This is a genomic window from Colwellia sp. 20A7, assembly GCF_009832865.1.
Lineage (GTDB): Bacteria > Pseudomonadota > Gammaproteobacteria > Enterobacterales > Alteromonadaceae > Colwellia.
On sequence record NZ_CP047130.1, the window covers coordinates 347,614 to 363,543 of the forward strand.

General features: G+C 36.1%; 18 protein-coding genes. 13 read left to right on the forward strand and 5 right to left on the reverse strand.

What is annotated here, in order from left to right:
- Positions 1-52: 52 nt before the first annotated feature.
- Positions 53-1,024 (reverse strand): D-2-hydroxyacid dehydrogenase, encoded by a 972-nt coding sequence (locus tag GQS55_RS01470; RefSeq protein WP_159817280.1) that lies wholly within the window; start codon positions 1,022-1,024, stop codon positions 53-55.
- A 92-nt stretch (positions 1,025-1,116) separates the two neighbouring features.
- Entirely contained in the window at positions 1,117-2,319 is a 1,203-nt protein-coding gene (locus tag GQS55_RS01475; protein WP_236559723.1) for an NnrS family protein, read from the reverse strand.
- A 664-nt stretch (positions 2,320-2,983) separates the two neighbouring features.
- On the opposite strand from GQS55_RS01475, the gene GQS55_RS01480 reads away from it, so the two are divergent.
- Both GQS55_RS01480 and GQS55_RS01485 read left to right on the forward strand, forming a co-directional pair.
- Positions 2,984-3,457, forward strand: coding sequence for a hypothetical protein (locus tag GQS55_RS01480; protein ID WP_159817284.1), 474 nt, complete (start codon positions 2,984-2,986; stop codon positions 3,455-3,457).
- Positions 3,447-3,920, forward strand: a complete 474-nt coding sequence (locus tag GQS55_RS01485) for a mobile mystery protein B (protein WP_236559724.1) — start codon at positions 3,447-3,449, stop codon at positions 3,918-3,920. Before GQS55_RS01480 ends, GQS55_RS01485 begins: the two co-directional genes overlap by 11 nt.
- 263 nt (positions 3,921-4,183) lie before the next feature.
- Here the strand turns inward: GQS55_RS01485 and trxA are convergent, their stop codons facing one another.
- Positions 4,184-4,516, reverse strand: a complete 333-nt coding sequence (gene trxA, locus GQS55_RS01490; protein ID WP_159817286.1) for a thioredoxin — start codon at positions 4,514-4,516, stop codon at positions 4,184-4,186.
- Between the two features lie 129 nt (positions 4,517-4,645).
- On the opposite strand from trxA, the gene GQS55_RS01495 reads away from it, so the two are divergent.
- The 7 genes from GQS55_RS01495 (at position 4,646) to GQS55_RS01525 (ending at position 11,001) form a co-directional block, all read left to right on the forward strand.
- Positions 4,646-5,527, forward strand: a complete 882-nt coding sequence (locus GQS55_RS01495; RefSeq protein ID WP_159817288.1) for a LysR family transcriptional regulator — start codon at positions 4,646-4,648, stop codon at positions 5,525-5,527.
- A gap of 263 nt (positions 5,528-5,790) precedes the next feature.
- Entirely contained in the window at positions 5,791-6,141 is a 351-nt protein-coding gene (locus tag GQS55_RS01500; protein WP_159817290.1) for a hypothetical protein, read from the forward strand.
- Between the two features lie 123 nt (positions 6,142-6,264).
- A complete protein-coding gene (locus tag GQS55_RS01505) occupies positions 6,265-7,074 on the forward strand; it encodes a DUF2971 domain-containing protein (protein WP_159817292.1) in 810 nt (269 codons plus the stop codon).
- A 786-nt stretch (positions 7,075-7,860) separates the two neighbouring features.
- Positions 7,861-8,397, forward strand: a complete 537-nt coding sequence (locus tag GQS55_RS01510; protein WP_201294548.1) for a hypothetical protein — start codon at positions 7,861-7,863, stop codon at positions 8,395-8,397.
- A 114-nt stretch (positions 8,398-8,511) separates the two neighbouring features.
- On the forward strand, positions 8,512-8,853 hold the full coding sequence (locus GQS55_RS01515; RefSeq protein WP_159817294.1) for a hypothetical protein: 342 nt from the start codon (positions 8,512-8,514) through the stop codon (positions 8,851-8,853).
- A gap of 137 nt (positions 8,854-8,990) precedes the next feature.
- Positions 8,991-9,854, forward strand: coding sequence for a hypothetical protein (locus tag GQS55_RS01520; protein WP_159817296.1), 864 nt, complete (start codon positions 8,991-8,993; stop codon positions 9,852-9,854).
- A gap of 121 nt (positions 9,855-9,975) precedes the next feature.
- The gene (locus GQS55_RS01525; RefSeq protein WP_159817298.1) at positions 9,976-11,001 is read left to right on the forward strand and encodes an IS110 family transposase; all 1,026 of its coding nucleotides are present in this window, start codon (positions 9,976-9,978) and stop codon (positions 10,999-11,001) included.
- A gap of 680 nt (positions 11,002-11,681) precedes the next feature.
- Here GQS55_RS01525 and GQS55_RS01530 read toward each other — a convergent pair.
- On the reverse strand, positions 11,682-12,836 hold the full coding sequence (locus tag GQS55_RS01530) for an IS110 family transposase (protein ID WP_159817300.1): 1,155 nt from the start codon (positions 12,834-12,836) through the stop codon (positions 11,682-11,684).
- Between the two features lie 97 nt (positions 12,837-12,933).
- On the opposite strand from GQS55_RS01530, the gene GQS55_RS01535 reads away from it, so the two are divergent.
- The 4 genes from GQS55_RS01535 (at position 12,934) to GQS55_RS01550 (ending at position 15,036) form a co-directional block, all read left to right on the forward strand.
- Positions 12,934-13,239, forward strand: coding sequence for a DUF3781 domain-containing protein (locus GQS55_RS01535; RefSeq protein ID WP_236559725.1), 306 nt, complete (start codon positions 12,934-12,936; stop codon positions 13,237-13,239).
- 128 nt (positions 13,240-13,367) lie between these two features.
- Positions 13,368-14,240, forward strand: a complete 873-nt coding sequence (locus tag GQS55_RS01540) for a hypothetical protein (protein ID WP_159817302.1) — start codon at positions 13,368-13,370, stop codon at positions 14,238-14,240.
- Positions 14,240-14,692 carry a hypothetical protein gene (locus tag GQS55_RS01545; protein ID WP_159817304.1) on the forward strand — a complete coding sequence of 151 codons (453 nt, stop codon included), beginning with the start codon at positions 14,240-14,242 and terminating at the stop codon, positions 14,690-14,692. The genes GQS55_RS01540 and GQS55_RS01545 overlap by 1 nt, the downstream gene beginning before the upstream one ends.
- Before the next feature lie 110 nt (positions 14,693-14,802).
- Positions 14,803-15,036 (forward strand): hypothetical protein, encoded by a 234-nt coding sequence (locus tag GQS55_RS01550; RefSeq protein WP_159817306.1) that lies wholly within the window; start codon positions 14,803-14,805, stop codon positions 15,034-15,036.
- A 125-nt stretch (positions 15,037-15,161) separates the two neighbouring features.
- Here the strand turns inward: GQS55_RS01550 and GQS55_RS01555 are convergent, their stop codons facing one another.
- A complete protein-coding gene (locus GQS55_RS01555; RefSeq protein ID WP_159817308.1) occupies positions 15,162-15,581 on the reverse strand; it encodes a tetratricopeptide repeat protein in 420 nt (139 codons plus the stop codon).
- Positions 15,582-15,930: the final 349 nt, after the last annotated feature.

The window sequence follows — 15,930 nt, forward strand, 5'->3', positions numbered from 1 at the left end:
TAGGTCATTGATTTTAAGTTAATTAATTGTAAGTTAATTAACTTTAGGTCAATTAAAGGTTGTCGAGGCGACTTAACTTTTCATCTTGTTTAAAGGCGGCAATATTCTCGCTAAGCAAGTCAATTAATCGTTGTTGTGATTCATTACTTGCCCAAGCAATATGGGCAGTAATTTTTAAATTATCTACACTGTTTTCTTTTAAGGCAAGTAATAATGGGTGATCAGCAGGTGGTGGCTCTTGCTCTAATACATCAAGCACAGCGTAAGCTATTTGTTTAGTTTTTAACGCAGCCAGTAAATCAATGCTATTCACTAATGGTCCACGTGCCGTATTAATTAACAACGCATTAGCTTTCATGTTCGCTAATACATTTTTATTAATTAAGTTGGTTGTTTCTTTAGTTTGTGGGCAATGTAGGCTGATAATATCTGCTTGTGCTATTGCTTGTTCAAAGCTAACTCTTCCTTGGCGCACTGTCGTACTACCTGGTCGTTCGCTAATTAATACCTTCATATTAAATGCCGTAGCAAGATCCACAACCGTTTTTCCTAAACATCCGTAGCCAATAACGGCTAAGGTTTTACCTGAAAGCTCGGTAATAGCATTGCCATGATAGCAAAAAGTATCACTTTTTTGCCAATGCCCCTGAGCTGTATTGCTATTATGGTGAGATGTTTGTTGATAATACTCAAGTATTTGAGCAAAGACATATTGCGCAATAGAATTACCAGCATACCCACTAACATTGGTAACAGCAATATTGTGTTGGTTTGCCGCGTTGATATCAATATTGTTATACCCGGTAGCAGCGATACAAATTAATTTCAACTGTGGTAGTTGCGCTAACATTTCAGCGGTAAAAACTACTTTATTAGTGATAATAATCTCAGCATCTATACAGCGTTCAAGTATCTGCTCTGTTGTCGTTGTTGGGTAGCAAGTAAGGTTAGTAACTTCTTGCTCTATTGTCGCAAAAGATATGTTTGCGCTAAAAGTTTTACTATCTAAAAAAACGGCTTTCAAATTGAATTATTTCCTATTGTCTTTTTTGTCTTTATTGTTATCTTGCATGTTAGCAGTTTTTCGCCACTTAGCATTAATAAGGCTACGTTGTTTTATCCAGGGCGACCATCTTTTCTAGCGCGCATTAACATAGGCGCATAAGTTACTACAAATATTCCAAAGGCTAATAGCCAAAAAGACCCACTAATATCGATAAATAATAGCGTTTTTTCAGGCGCAATCCAGGGACCAATAGCACGAATAAGTGCAGCCAGTGTTATGAATATATAAGCCAATGTCATTGCTTTTGGAGGAGATAATGGACGACCTGTATGGCCTAATGACACCCTTGATATCATAGCTAAAATTAAACCACCCATGCCGCCAATAGTGATCAAATGCCAAATATGATTACTTGGTATTTCAGTCGTTAAGTAACTAGCGCCTAAAATGATTAACCCATAAGCAATAAATTTAATTGAGATATGTAAAGACCATAATAGTGGTACTTCAAGCGTTAACCAAGGTTTCCATCTTAACCAGCGCATTGTTTGAAACAGCCCTGCAATAATTAATAATACGCCAAAACTCAAATCAGCAAAGCCGAGAACAGGCTCTAATAACAAATACAACATTGCTATACCTAAACTGCCATTAGTGAGCAAATCTAACCATGGTAAAGGGTTTACTTTAGGCGTATTAGTACCGTTAGCAGTAAACATAGGCGTAACGCGCCCCGCCATTACTGACATTAAAAAAGTAACTAGCATCACGCCCGCGTATGCCGAATAATTGATGGTAAAGGTGTCAGGATAATAAATTGCTAAATGCATTTCTAAATTGGCAATAGAAAACAATAGTAGTACAGGCACAAAAAATAAATTGCGATATTGTTTAATCGCTATCAGTGGTTTTGCTAAAACAAAAGCAACGGCAGGTAAAAAGCTTAAATCAATAATCGTTGTTAATGTATTGCCTAATATGGCAGGAAACAGCAGGGCAATACGACCCATGAGCCAAATTAAAAACAAAATCAGTAAGGTAGTACCTTGAGCACCACGGGTTCCAGTCCAGTTTTGTACAGCGGTAAGTAAAAAACCTGCAATAATTGCACAGCCAAAACCAAAAATCATTTCGTGAATATGCCACCAATAACCTCCACCCAAAGGTAATAAAGTGATTGTGCCTTTATACATTAATAGCCAAAGTGTGACTGCAACCATACTGAAAATAGCACCACTAAGAAAAAATGGGCGAAAGCCTAAACGTAATAGTGGTGTGATTTTTTGCTCTTTTTCTAGGTCGGTAATTTGCATCATTGTTACCTTGTAAAATTCTTGAGTAATTTACTCGGGTATTATGGATGTATTGTAATGAAATAGTTTTTAATTTGCTTGAATTAGATCAATAAAATGTTCTTATCCGTAAGAGCTAATACAATTAATTAGAAGGTACATTAATTAAAAGTTAAAAGTTAAAAGTGACAGTCGCTCAAAGATGACTTCTAGTTTAGCGAGTTAACTGTAACCACTCAATTATAATAACCAGCTACCGATATCACAGTTGATTTTTCGCACGTATAAGAAATAATTAAAGCTATTTTGAATCGCTATTTCGCTTATGTTGTTATTTTTTGTTTTAAGGTGTTTTATAGACGGTCGACATTGTTAACCCTGAATTTTTATGATGTACGTTACACTTAATAACAAGCGTAAGTATAAATTAAATGCAAAGCTCGCAAGAAAGTATTCTATCGTCAGACAACCACAAGTTCAGAACTTAATAAATGGTATAACTTGACGGTTTTACTTTGAAGTAAGGATTATTTTTGTGTAATATACAGTTATATTTTATACATATATATGGATTAATAGTATTTTAAGTCCATATATATATGTATTTGTTATCCATAAAGTTCCATGTAAAGGTGGGATTTATTGGTTTTTGTTCCTTGTATATGGATAATTTTACGGTGTTAACATGAGTATAAAATATATTGTTATCAAGCAATATCAAGAAATTATTGATGCGGCAGCAAAACAAGTATCAAAATTGAAAATGCCTCCAGAAGGATGGCTTCGCACAAATAGAAAAGCACTACAAATGCCTGCAAAAATCATCATGAACAATGCCGGTATAAAATCAAGTGAGCTTTACCGTATAGAAAAAGCAGAAGTTGACGGAACGTTAACCCTTAATAAATTAAGAGACACTGCTCATGCTATGGGTTGTGATCTTCACTATGCTATTGTGCCAAAGGATGAAATTAAAAACCTTATTAAAAATAAAGCCCGTCTTCATGCGCTTACCTTACTGAAAAACGCCAGTGTGCATATGCAACTTGAAGAGCAAGGTACGACAAAAGCGCAAATAGAATCACAAGTTGATGAATTATCTAATAAGCTAATAAAAGAAATGCCTGAATGGTTTTTGGGGGAAACTAATGATCACTAACGACAGTATCGAAGGAGCTACCCCATTAGATCCCGATGAATTATCAGGTTTGAAATTCAAACATATTACTACACGGAATCAACTCGACGAATTAGAACAAGCTAATATTGTAAATGGTTTACTTTGGCTAAAGAAAAACAGTAACCGAGAGGATGTGTTAACGATTAATTTTGCTTTAAATTTACATAAAGCACTGTTTAAAGACGTTTGGAAATGGGCTGGGACGATTAGATTAACAGAGAAGAATATTGGTGATGACCCTTTTCAAATATCTGTAAATTTAAGAAACTTACTTGACGATTGTTCTGCTTGGATTGAGTTTGATACGTATCCGGCACACGAATCCATTTTAAGGTTTCATCATCAACTTGTAAAAATACACCCTTTCCCAAATGGTAATGGTCGATTTTCTAGAATCTACGCAGATCTCATTGCCAAGAAAGCATTTGACATACCCCTATAAACTGGAGAGGAAAAGCATTGGATACAATGACAGAAACTAGATCAAAGTATATTCAAGCCCTTCGTATTGCTGATAGCGGTGATATATCTGCAATGCTTTCTTTATATGGAGAAAGCTAGATTGTTTTCAGTAAAATTAACAAGGACCGTCGCTCAAATTTATATTGAACTATATCAATAAAAGATAATATAAAATGAAAGGTTAGCTTTTTCTAAAGGTTGGATGCTAACCAAGATAAAAATGAACACTTGGTTAGCCTTAACTTATTGATTAACGAAAGCTCTAATTTTACTGACCGATGAAGCCCCTACATTGGTTGCAATTGGCTCTCCATTTTTTAATAACAACAGTGTTGGAAGACCTCTAATACCATATTTTATCATTAGCTCTTGACTATTATCTGCGTCAATTTTAACTACTTTAAGGCTTTCGTTTTCTTGTGCTATTTGCTCTACTACAGGCGCAATCATTTTACACGGCCCACACCAAGGGGCGTAAAAATCAACCAGAATATCTCCTTCAAATTGCAGTACCTCTGTTTCATATTCTTCTGCAGTGATGGCTTTAACGGTATTTAATTGTGTTTGAACAGTCATTTTTTATTCCTTAAGTTTACAAATAGGTTTCCAAATAAATTTACAAACCGAAGTATATTCAAGTTGTATTAACTTGATTAGCCGTGTTTAATGAGAACTATTGTTCCATAAATGAAACAGTGATGTTTAATGATAACTAATTTAGATGATCTATTACTTTTTGTTGTATTAGTAGAAGCCGGGACTTTCACCGCTGGCGCCAAAAAACTCAACATGCCTAAATCAACATTAAGTAGGCGGCTAGCGCAGTTAGAAGATAAGTTAGGTAGTGAGCTATTGATACGTACTACACGTAACCAAACGTTAACAGAAAGCGGGCGCTTACTTTATTGTGCTTGTAAAAACCACATTGATGCGTTGAGCAAAGTGGAAGAGAAAATTGGCTCATTGATAGACCAGCCACAAGGTAATTTGAATATTCTATTACCGTTAGAATTCTTCAATAAAGTGATCAGTACGTTGATTGTAGACTTTGTGCAGTTATATCCAAAAATAGCCTTGAACTGTCAACATTACTCAGCAGCAATGCCTGAATTTGATCATCATTACGACTTATGTTTTGTGTTGCACGAGCAGACATTACCAGCATCTAATTGGATAGGAAAAGAACTGTTAAGTTTTCCTCAATCTATTTATGCGTCATCAGAATTTGATACGCGCAACATTAAAACGCCAGAAGATTTATCTCAATATCCCTGTATTCTATCGGAAGATGGCCAGCCATGGTTTTTTCGTGATAATAATAAGTTACAAGCTGTTTATGGTCAGAACCGCATTACACTTTCTAGTCCTGAAATGCGTTTACAGGCGACTCAGAAAAATCTTGGTTTGTGTAAGCTTGCTGATTATGTTTTACAGTCTTCGTCTCAAAAAGAGCAGCTACAACGTTTATCATTAACTAAAAAACCGACTGCGCAACGTTTAAGCGTGCTGTATCAAAGTAGAAATGTTGCGATGAAAACCCGCATTTTCTTGGATTTTTTTCAAAGTAATATTGGTCAATTACTTTGATTTTATTGCTGCTTAAATGTAGCTGTATATAAATACAGCTTAGTATGATTCCTTCTTTCTACAAGAAAGAAGGCAAAATGCCTTCTTTTACACATCAACCAGTCAAGTGGTATGTTTTTAACTAATTGATTTGCTGATAACAATCGAGTAATGTGAATATATTATAAAATTATGGACGATTAATACTCTCTTGTAGAAAGAAGGTATGTTGCCTCATAATAAACTGTTAGCACTATAGTCAAATTTCGGAGTAAATTTAAATTATGATTTTCCAAATTGAAAACTTAAATAATCAATCTGAAATATGTGAAGCATTAAAGTCACTTATTGAAGATAATATTGATGAATTAAAAAAAGAAATTATCGCGGATTTGTCTCATATTGATCAACGTGCGACAAACTATACAGGGTTAAGAATTGACAATATTTCCCATGCTAAAGGCAATGAATATCAATTAGACTACAGCTATGATTATAATATTTATAATGGTTGTGCTGATATGGATGTAAACGATGAGGTTGCAGATTGCTTACTTTTTACTATCGACGATGATGGGGAGTTAGAATTTGATTACCCCGTTTATGAAGAAAGAAGCACAGCCGATGAATTATAGTGCTAACAAGTTGCTCAAAAGGACAAAAAACAGTTTGCTGTTTTTCGTGCCTCAAACATTTTAGCAAACTATTTTTTGCCTCTTAGTAAGGCGTTAGCCTTCTCTCTTACATGGTGTTCATTTGTGACCTCTGTATTTAAATACATGCAATATAGACCTGAGTTCTTTGATAATTTCTTTTTGAAATTATCTCGCTTTGGCGAATTCAATGATCCATTTGAAATGGTTATGGGTAATTATCTAAGTTCCGCAGATAAAGAAGAATATGATTTAATCATGTCACTTTCTAGCACATTATCTGATGGGGCTGCATATTACGATATAGCATACGACGCGCAAGCTGGTGTTAGAGCAAGTATTGGAGTGTTATGTTTTGCGTCAGAAGAGAGCAATCTTTTAATGTGGGCGCACTACGCCAATAATCATGAAGGTATATGCATAGAGCTTGATAAGACGGCTGACTTTTTTACTGGAAAATATAAAAATGCTACTGAATTTTTTGGCGAAACAATGGATGATCACTACCAAAACATAGGTGAGTTACGAAAAGTTAAATATACACTTGAACGTCCAACTTACATTGAGCCAAGTGAGCTTGAATACGATACTGAGTCATGGTTTGTTAAATCACCAGAGTGGGAATATGAACAAGAGCATCGCTTGTTATTGCCTATTGATCTAGCTACGAAGCCTCCTAAATCAAATATGTATTTTTATGCTCTAGAACCAAAAATGATAAAATCAGTCATATTAGGCTGCCAAATGACTGTGGCTATAAAAAAAGAGGTTTATGAAAAATGTAGAAACCTTGGTATAAAGGTTCGTGAAGCGTACGTTCATTCTCATCAATTCAAACTTGATATTGTTGATTACGATGAACAGAATCAAAGTAAGTATATCAATATGTATAACTTAAATAGAATGACTCGCTAACAAAGAAGGCTAACAAGAAAATAAACAAGGACACGTAACAGTTGGCTACGTTTCGCTTCGCTCCACAATTTTAGCCAACCATTACTTAGCCTGTTATTTAGGCGTTATATGTATATTCCGATTGATGTTTGGTTTTTTGGAAAGGGCGTTTATAAACTTAACTATTTGTAAATGTTGCTACGAGTTTTAGCTATAATCGTTTATCTAAAGTTGTTAACTAGCTTTGTATTTATGGTAAGTTTTAACGTAACAAGTTAATCTATTATTAGTTACTGTTTGTAAATAGCTCAAATTTTAATGCATTTAAAACTACCGATTTTTACTCGTAGCTTTAGCGTTTTTAGTTTAAGTTTATCAACCATATAACAAGCAATTCAACGGGACACATACAGCTGGCTGTGCTCGTGCCTCGCAATTTTAGCCAGCTATATTTAGCCCATTAATTGGGCGTTATATGCCAATGAAATTTAGCTTTAAATAAAGTGATTTTTAGTGGATAGTTTTACGCTAAAGTAGGGTGTTCGTTTACACGAATAAGCATTGCCTTTTATTCCTTTTTCAAAGGAGGCAACGCTATTCATTTAGCTTAACCTTTTGTGTGTAGCGTAAAAGTTCACAGTTAGGTTATATTATTACGTGTGGCTTAACTTGTTGTAGTGATTGTTTATACTTTCGTTGCATATAACAAGGTTTTAAAGCCGGACAAATAACAGTTGGCTTTCGCTTCGCGATTATAGCCCAACTATCATTTGCCACTTAAAATGGCGTTAGGCATTTAGGGAAAGTATGGATACATCTCAACTCGAACATGAAGCCGAAGATTACATTTCAAGTTACCTAAATCGTCGTAGTTTACTTATTGCTAAACCAAAATTTGACGTTTTAGGTACTGATCTTTTAGCTTTTTCAGAAATGAATGACGGTGTTAAATTTTGCCGGATTCAATGTAAAGGGCGTTCACTTTTAAATAGTGATAACTCTAATGTTCATATTCCCTTAAATTATGTGTCAGATGGCTTTATTGTTTTTCTGTACATTGATGCCCCTTTAGTTGAACCTCAGTTATATGTATTTTTTCCTCAAGAGGTCAAAAATTGGAAACTAAATAAAAAGAATGATTTTGTTTTAACATTTTCAAGAAATAACTTTGAATCAAAATTATCGCCTTATAAGGTTTCAGACCTAAAGGTTAAAGCATTAAAATTGTTTATAGAAAATGCTAATGTAAGCGGGGAGTTTAAGAACTTGGTAGTTTCAGAAATTAACTTTTCTATCCCTGCACCAGTTTTTTCTATAAAGGCAACAGTTACGGGTGGCGAATAAATGCCTAACAAGCTGTTAAACAAGGACAAAAAACAGTTGGTTTTGCTCCTTCGTCGCTAATTTTAACCAACTATTTTTTGCCTGTTAACAGGGCGTTAGTTTACATGGATAGTTATGCGATCTACTCAAGTCTTAGGGTTATTATTTGCTGTAAGTGCCTTTTTTTTAGGCTCATGGATTTTAGGTGGTGTTGACTATGAAACATCAGCATCTGCTGGAGCGGGTGCCTTTTTTGGTTTAATGATATCCGCTATTCCTTGTATTGTAATTTCTGCAATATTATTAGTCCCATCATCAATCCAGCTGATTTCTAAAAAAAAGAGAAGCGCTTATGGGTTTAATAATACAAAATGGCAATTACTTCTTTTAGTAAACTTAGTAATATCATTTGGATATGTTTGCATTATTACTTTTATTATATTCACATATATAAAGGTGAAATTTGGGTTAATGTAAACTAACAAGGGTTTTCAAGCCGGACAAATTACAGTTGGCTATTTGTTCGTGCCTCACTTATTTTAGCCAACTGAAATTTGCCGCTTAAAACGGCGTTATATTTTTCTTCGTACCAGCATCAACTTTAGGCACTTTCAATGACTCCTGAATATAGAATCGAAACTGAAAAACAGATCACGGAATATCTAAAGAGTAATGATTTAGAAAACATTAAATATATGCAGGTTGAACAGACTTTTGATGATCTTGGTGTAGAAATCAACGTTTGGAATGTTAAGTTTTCTGAAAGCTCTTGGTGGGTAGTAGAAGGTGAAGGAGCACCAATGAATTTATACTCACAAGATGCAAATTATTTTTCGGCCGATGAAGCTTATTCATTTCATATGGGAATTACGCAGAGGTTGCAAGCTAAGCATCACCAAGAGTTTAAACATATCATTGATGAACTCCCATTAGACATTGAGCATGTTAAATCAATTAGCCGTCGTTTAAACCTAGCGTCCCAAGAACTAAATAATGTTAATGGCCCTGAAGATATTCAAAGTATTGGTCTTACTTGCAGAGAAAGCCTTATTGAATTGGCAGGAGTATTGGTAAATGATAACTTAACTGTTCTCAAAGACAATGACCTAAAAGCTAGCGACTTTAAAGGTATTTCTAATGCTGTCATTGCTATTTATGCTCAAGGTAGCAGTAATGCTAAATTAAGAAAAAGGTGTCGCGCCATTGCAGAAGCCGCATGGGATCATTCTTCCGAAATAGTACATTCACCAAACAGAAATATTCCTGACGCAAAGATTTGCTTGTTATTCACTTGCTCTGTAGTTTCTATTTTCCAAAATTTGTATTTAAAACATCTTGGGTTTGATTCAGAGCCTAAATGTAGTGAATGCAACAGCCTAAACTATGAGTTTCATGGAACAGACAATGAATTAGTTCTCGTTATGCAGTGTAATAGTTGTGGGCATGAAGAGGCTGTTCAACTGGAATCTGAGCAATAAAAAATATAACAAGTTGCTCAAGCAGGACAAAATACAGTTGGTTTTTTGCTCAATGGTATGGACTCCTCACCTTTGACCAAATAGGTTAAGGTGAAGACGCGAATCATTAGGAGCCCAAACCATGAAAAATTCTACCACTATCAGTATCGATTTAGCTAAAACTGTTTTCCAAGTTGCCTTATTTAATAAATATGGCGTAATGAAATCTAATAATAAAATGAGCCAAGCTAAAATGGTTCAGTTTATCGCCCAGCACCCAGAAGCAACTATTTGCATGGAAGCATGCGGAACCGCTCATTATTGGGGGCGTCGTTTTCAACAAAGTGGTCATAAAGTATTACTTGTTCCTGCACATATTGCCGCAAAATACCGCACAGGTAATAAAAATGATGCTAACGATGCGTTAGCTATTTATGAGTCAATTAATCGTCCTAAAACTTATTTTGTCCAAGTAAAAAACCTTGATCAGCAAGACTTGGCAAGTTTACTTAAGCTACGACAAGGCTATGTAAAACAACGCACTCAAACAGCAAATAGAATAAGGGGCTTAGGCCTAGAATATGGGGTTAAAATTCCTAAAGGTATTGCTAAAATACGCAAAGATTTACCATGTTTCCTGGAAGATGCAGAGAATGAGTTGACGACGTCTAGTCGATTTATTTTAAGGGATCTACTCGATCAACTTTTGTTGCTGGATGGTCAAATTGATGAATCAACGAATAGATTAGTTGCTAGAGCTAAGGAAGTACCTGTTTGTATACGATTGATTGCGTTGCCAGGTGTTGCTTGGATAATTGCCAGTGCGCTTTATGCAAGATTGGGAGATGGCTCAGCGTATAAGTGTGGTCGTGATGCCAGCGCAAGCGTTGGTGTAGTTCCTGCTCATTCAGGAACGGGTGGAAATAATAAGTTATTAGGGATAACGAAACGAGGTGATAGGTGTTTACGCTCATTACTTGTTCATGGAGCACGTTCAGTTGTTAGTCGAATTAAAGACAAGCAAGATGGGTTGAGTTGTTGGATAAGAGAGCAACTATCAAAGAATCATTTAAACAAAACTGCGGTTGCTTACGCCAATAAGCTAGTCAGAATGGCATGGGCTATTTTGAAGAGTGGTGAAGAATATCGAACACCTTTAGCTCAGTAGTGTTTGATAAACCTTGAAAAAGTAACTAAGTTAACCGAGTATAAGCAGTCGTAAAATAATAATGTAAAGTGTATCAACGCACGCAAGGCAAAACCTGTGAGGCACGACGGTATTCAAATACCTCTTACTCGTTAAGGAGCTTTGTAAGTGGATTAAGCCATTAAGGTTCGGGGTAGCTCCCCATCAGAAACCGAATATACGTGAACTTGCTACATACATTTAAATTTATTACGATTAACGGCTTGCTATGCAAGAGGAGTCCATATACGTGCCTCGCTTATTTTAACCAACTATATTTTGCCTCTTAGCAAGGCGTTGGTATGACTCCCCACGTCAAGTTAAACCGTAAAACATCCTGCTTTTTTTTGAGCCATGATTTTTCTCTTTTCAAGTTGAGTGAGTTAACGCATAGAATGAAGCAAGTAATTTCGTCGGTTATCATGCTGATATTCGTGGATTATTAACCTATTGGCTAACAGCGCCTACCTTACTTTTTCCGTCGTGACACCTAATTTCAGTCTATGCTCGTGGTTCAATGGCCGTTAGGCTATTGCCATCCTAACGCCCTCGGTGGTTGTGCCACATCCGATGCTTGACTCCATGCGCTAACTCAAAACTTTTTCTCATTTAATCTTTTCTCTTTTTCATGTTGTTTTCTTTATTTACGACTCACTTTTTGATTATGCTGGTACCCTTGAAATACGCGTACTTGGGTCAACAGGCACTAATATTACTTCTCGTGATATCGCCCAAATATATGCGAGCATTTCACGGGCAATGGCAGCGACAACAATATTACGATGCTTACCGCGTTGCATCAGGTGTTTGTATCGTCGGCAAAGCCTTAGTTGGGCTTTCCAAGCAATATCAATAACGACCTTAGGCAGTGTTTCTTGCCGCTTTTGTAGCTCGGTTGACACGTTTGCGTTGTGCTTATAGGTTTGAGCCCCTTCAATTAATAATCGACGTGCTCGGCCATTACCACATTTAGTGATGCCGCCTAGCTTTCGATTATCCCCACTTGAGTTTTCTTTGGGAACTAATCCTAAGTAAGCCATTAGCTTTCTCGGGTGGTCAAAGCGTCTTAAATCACCTAACTCAGCAATGGTACCTACAGCGACTAAAAAACGAATACCTCGCATCGCTTGCAATGCTTGAACGACGGGATAATAGCGCCATAGTTTTGCTTGATGTGCTAATTCATTAACTAATCGTTCAACGCGCTTAATACGTTCGGTAATGGTTTGTATCATTTCTTGCAGCACAATTTGTTGGCTTGGATGCGGCAAAACTAACTCAGTTAGCCAACGTAAATGTTGATTTGACCAATTGTCATTCACTTTGCAGGTGATGTTGTTGCGCAGAAATAAACCTTTAAGTTGGAATTTAGCATCTTTTAAGTCTTTCATAGCGGTTTCTCTTGCCCTGGATAAATCACGTATTGCTTCGTCTTCAGGCTCGGGGACATAAATCGGGGTTAGCTCCTCGTCTTTAAGGAGTTTGGCCAACTTCATTGCATCACGTTTATCGGTTTTGACTTTATCTCCTGGTTTTTTAGGGATAAGCGATGGCGCAACGACATAACAGCAATGACCTAAACTTGTCAGTAGACGGTAAATCCAATAGCCACATGGACCTGCTTCATAAACAAAATGCAATGTCGCATTAGGGTATTTAGATTGATATTGCCGAGCAAGTTTAGTGATTGCTGCTTTGGTTGTTTTAATTTTTCCTTGATGAACAGTTTTTGCGCCACGTTGGTCTTCAATGTGTGCAACTTCAGTAGATACTTTATGGGTATCTAAGCCAATGAAAAGTATGTTATGTTTATTCATGCTAGCCTCTATTTTATATTGTTGATAAATATATTATGGCTCTGGTTTGTAAAACTAACCCACGAATTTAGAGGCTAGCACTTTGTGGGGAGTCATTATGTCTATGAGTTTAAGTATGAATCAAGCTTTGAAAGTGTCGATAACTGAAGGTTTTAAAAATACTGCTTTAGGATTTTTGAGAATAAGAAAAAATCTAAATGTCACTCATTTTTCAGACGTTGAAACAGAAGGTTATTTAAAAGAAATCCTATTATCAACCCCGCTTGAGGATATAGAATCGAAGGGTAAAAACCATTATTTCAAATGCATTAGTAAAAATGCAATTTTAACGGTTAACTCTCATAGTTTCACTATTATCACCGCAAAGGAAATAAACAAGAGTCCGCGGGTAAAAAACTCATAACAAGTCACTCAAAAGGACAAATAACAGTTGGTTTTTGCTCCTTCGTCGCTTATTTTAACCAACTGTTATTTGCCTCTTAGTGGGGCGTTATTTCTCTATCGTAATTTCAACCAAAGGAGTGAATCGAAATGTTTTCACAAAAGGAAAAAAAAGACTTACAAAATATTATCCAATCAAATAAACATGAAATTTATGTTGTTTCATTTGAAGAAATGGATGCAATAATTAAGTCTTCGCCAAAAGGTAATAATCAAAATGTTCAAGTGGCGTGGAAAAAGATTAAAGGGAAAGTAGGTGCGGGAGTGAGTTATTATGCATCTGCCGATGATGTTGTAACAATGACTAAGCTTGTTGGTGATCTAGGTGGCGTTGGTGCAAGGGCATATATAAAGAATTACAGTGGTAAACCCCATATAATAATTAAAGGCCATCCAGGTTTAAGGACTATACTGACTGGAACCAAGTATGGAATAAAAAACCCGAAAGTAGTCTCTATTGGTTTAGGAAAGACGGGGGCAATAGCGGCAGCAAAGCAAGGCGGTATTCTAACGGTAATTCTCTTGTCAACTTATCGAGTTGTGGATTATTTCCTGACAGATCAAGCCACACTTACTCAGCTTATTGGTACTCTAGCTACTGATATTGTAAAAGTTGGCATAGCTACAGCTGCGTCAATAGGGACTGCAGTTATTGCTGGAGGTTTGACTCTTGCAATCGGACCAATTTTAGCAGTGGTTGTCGTAGGTGTTGGTATGTCAATGCTTCTCGAGTACGCTGATAATAGCTTGGGGATCACTAAACGAGTTATCGCTGGGTTAGATGAATTAGAGAGTAATGCCAAAAATTACCTAGCTCAACAAAAGAGAAATGCGGTAAACGCAACTGCTAAATCTGCAAATAAAATCATCGACCATACCATCAAGTCCGCGCAAAGAATTGCTATCAATTGGGTTAGGAATGCTTTGAGGGAATATATATCACCTTCAAGGAAAGTATGGTAATGGAAGATAGAGAAAAGCCATCATTAGCTACTCGCATTATTGGTGCGTTACTTTTCATTGCAGGCTCTTGTGCTGCATTATTTTGGTTCTTTTATCGAGTAGTTATTCTATTAAGTACTTCGCAGTCAGAAGTCGTAGTATTTGATAAAGGCTCCTTTTATATGCTGGGTGTTGGTGTTGGCATGTCTGTTCTCGCTTTCGCGGCTGTTCAAGAAGGTTGGATTGGGAAAGTATTATCAAAGAAACAGGCTGCTATTTTAACGAGGATTGCGATTGTTAGTCTTGCTTTAATCTTTATTACCCCCAACCTCTTTCACTATATTTCAGAGGCTTACTTTTCAAGTGAAGGTTACTCTGTATGTGAAGAGGCATCGAGCCAGTGGCTATTTGTTCGGGATATTGTCTATATCCAAGACACAATAGAATGTGGCGCTAAACTAAAAGAGAAATAACAAGGCGCTCAAACGGAAAAATTACAGTTGGCTGCACTCAATGGTATGGACTCCTCACCTCTGACCAAAATAGGTTAAGGTGAAGACGCCAATCAACAGGAGCCCAAACCATGAAAAATTCTACCACTATCAGTATCGATTTAGCTAAAACTGTTTTCCAAGTTGCCTTATTTAATAAATATGGCGTTCTAAAATCTAATGATAATTGGCTAACGTTAACAAAAGACTTTAGGCGGTTGTTTCATGGCGCAGTAGGACACAGTGATGTATTAACTGATTATTGCGAGCATAAAGGATTGAAGCGACGAACCAATGTTAATTGTTGTGATAAACTTCTCGCGTAACCATAATAACCACCTACCTATATCACGGTTAAATTTCCGCACGTCTAAAAATCGGTATTTCTCTTATTTATTTGATAATTTTATAGATATTGTCGATTATAACCGACATTATCTATCGCAGACTATTAGTGCGTTAAGCTTTCAAGTAAATCATGAATTTCTTGTTTAAGTTCTAAATCGCTAATTTTATTCGCACTTACTTTAGCATTTTGTAAACTTGTGCGGGCAGCTTCATTCTGACCTAATTCAATCTGTAGGCTAGCCATTGAAAAACCAATTGATGACATATGATCTTTAGAGTTGATGGCGATAGATTTTTCTAGTGCTTTTGTATAAATAATTAAAGCGTCTTCTAACTCTTCGGTAAAGTCAGCCAACGTTTCCCATTGTACTGGGTGGTCTTTAGGTGTATTTTCGTTGTCGATACAGATTTGATTTAGCTGAACATATAATAATTCAAATGTATTGTTATCATCTCTTTCCGCTGCTTCCATCAACCTTCCAGCCAAGTCATGAACTGACTTGTATACTTTTGTATTCATCATTGTTGCTAGTACCTTATTTATAACTAATTAATTCACTTACTCATTTGAACAAGTATATTATTTAAAAATTTTCCATACTAGGATTCATTTCAGTGTTTATATAGAGAATGGTTCAAGTAATCGCTTTTGTAATCTAGTATCGCCAAATTTTATCAAATTTGAATAAACAAACTTTTCAACTAATGCTTTATGAGCGAGTGTCCTTCTAATTCGTCGTGTGAAGGTACATAACAAGAAATTTTGATCTCCCCGATAAAACGAACACCAAAATCTTATTAAAAATGAGGTGAATGATTAATAAGGACCGTCGCTTAAGTGTACTCATATTTAAACTGCTCTCGATAAAATC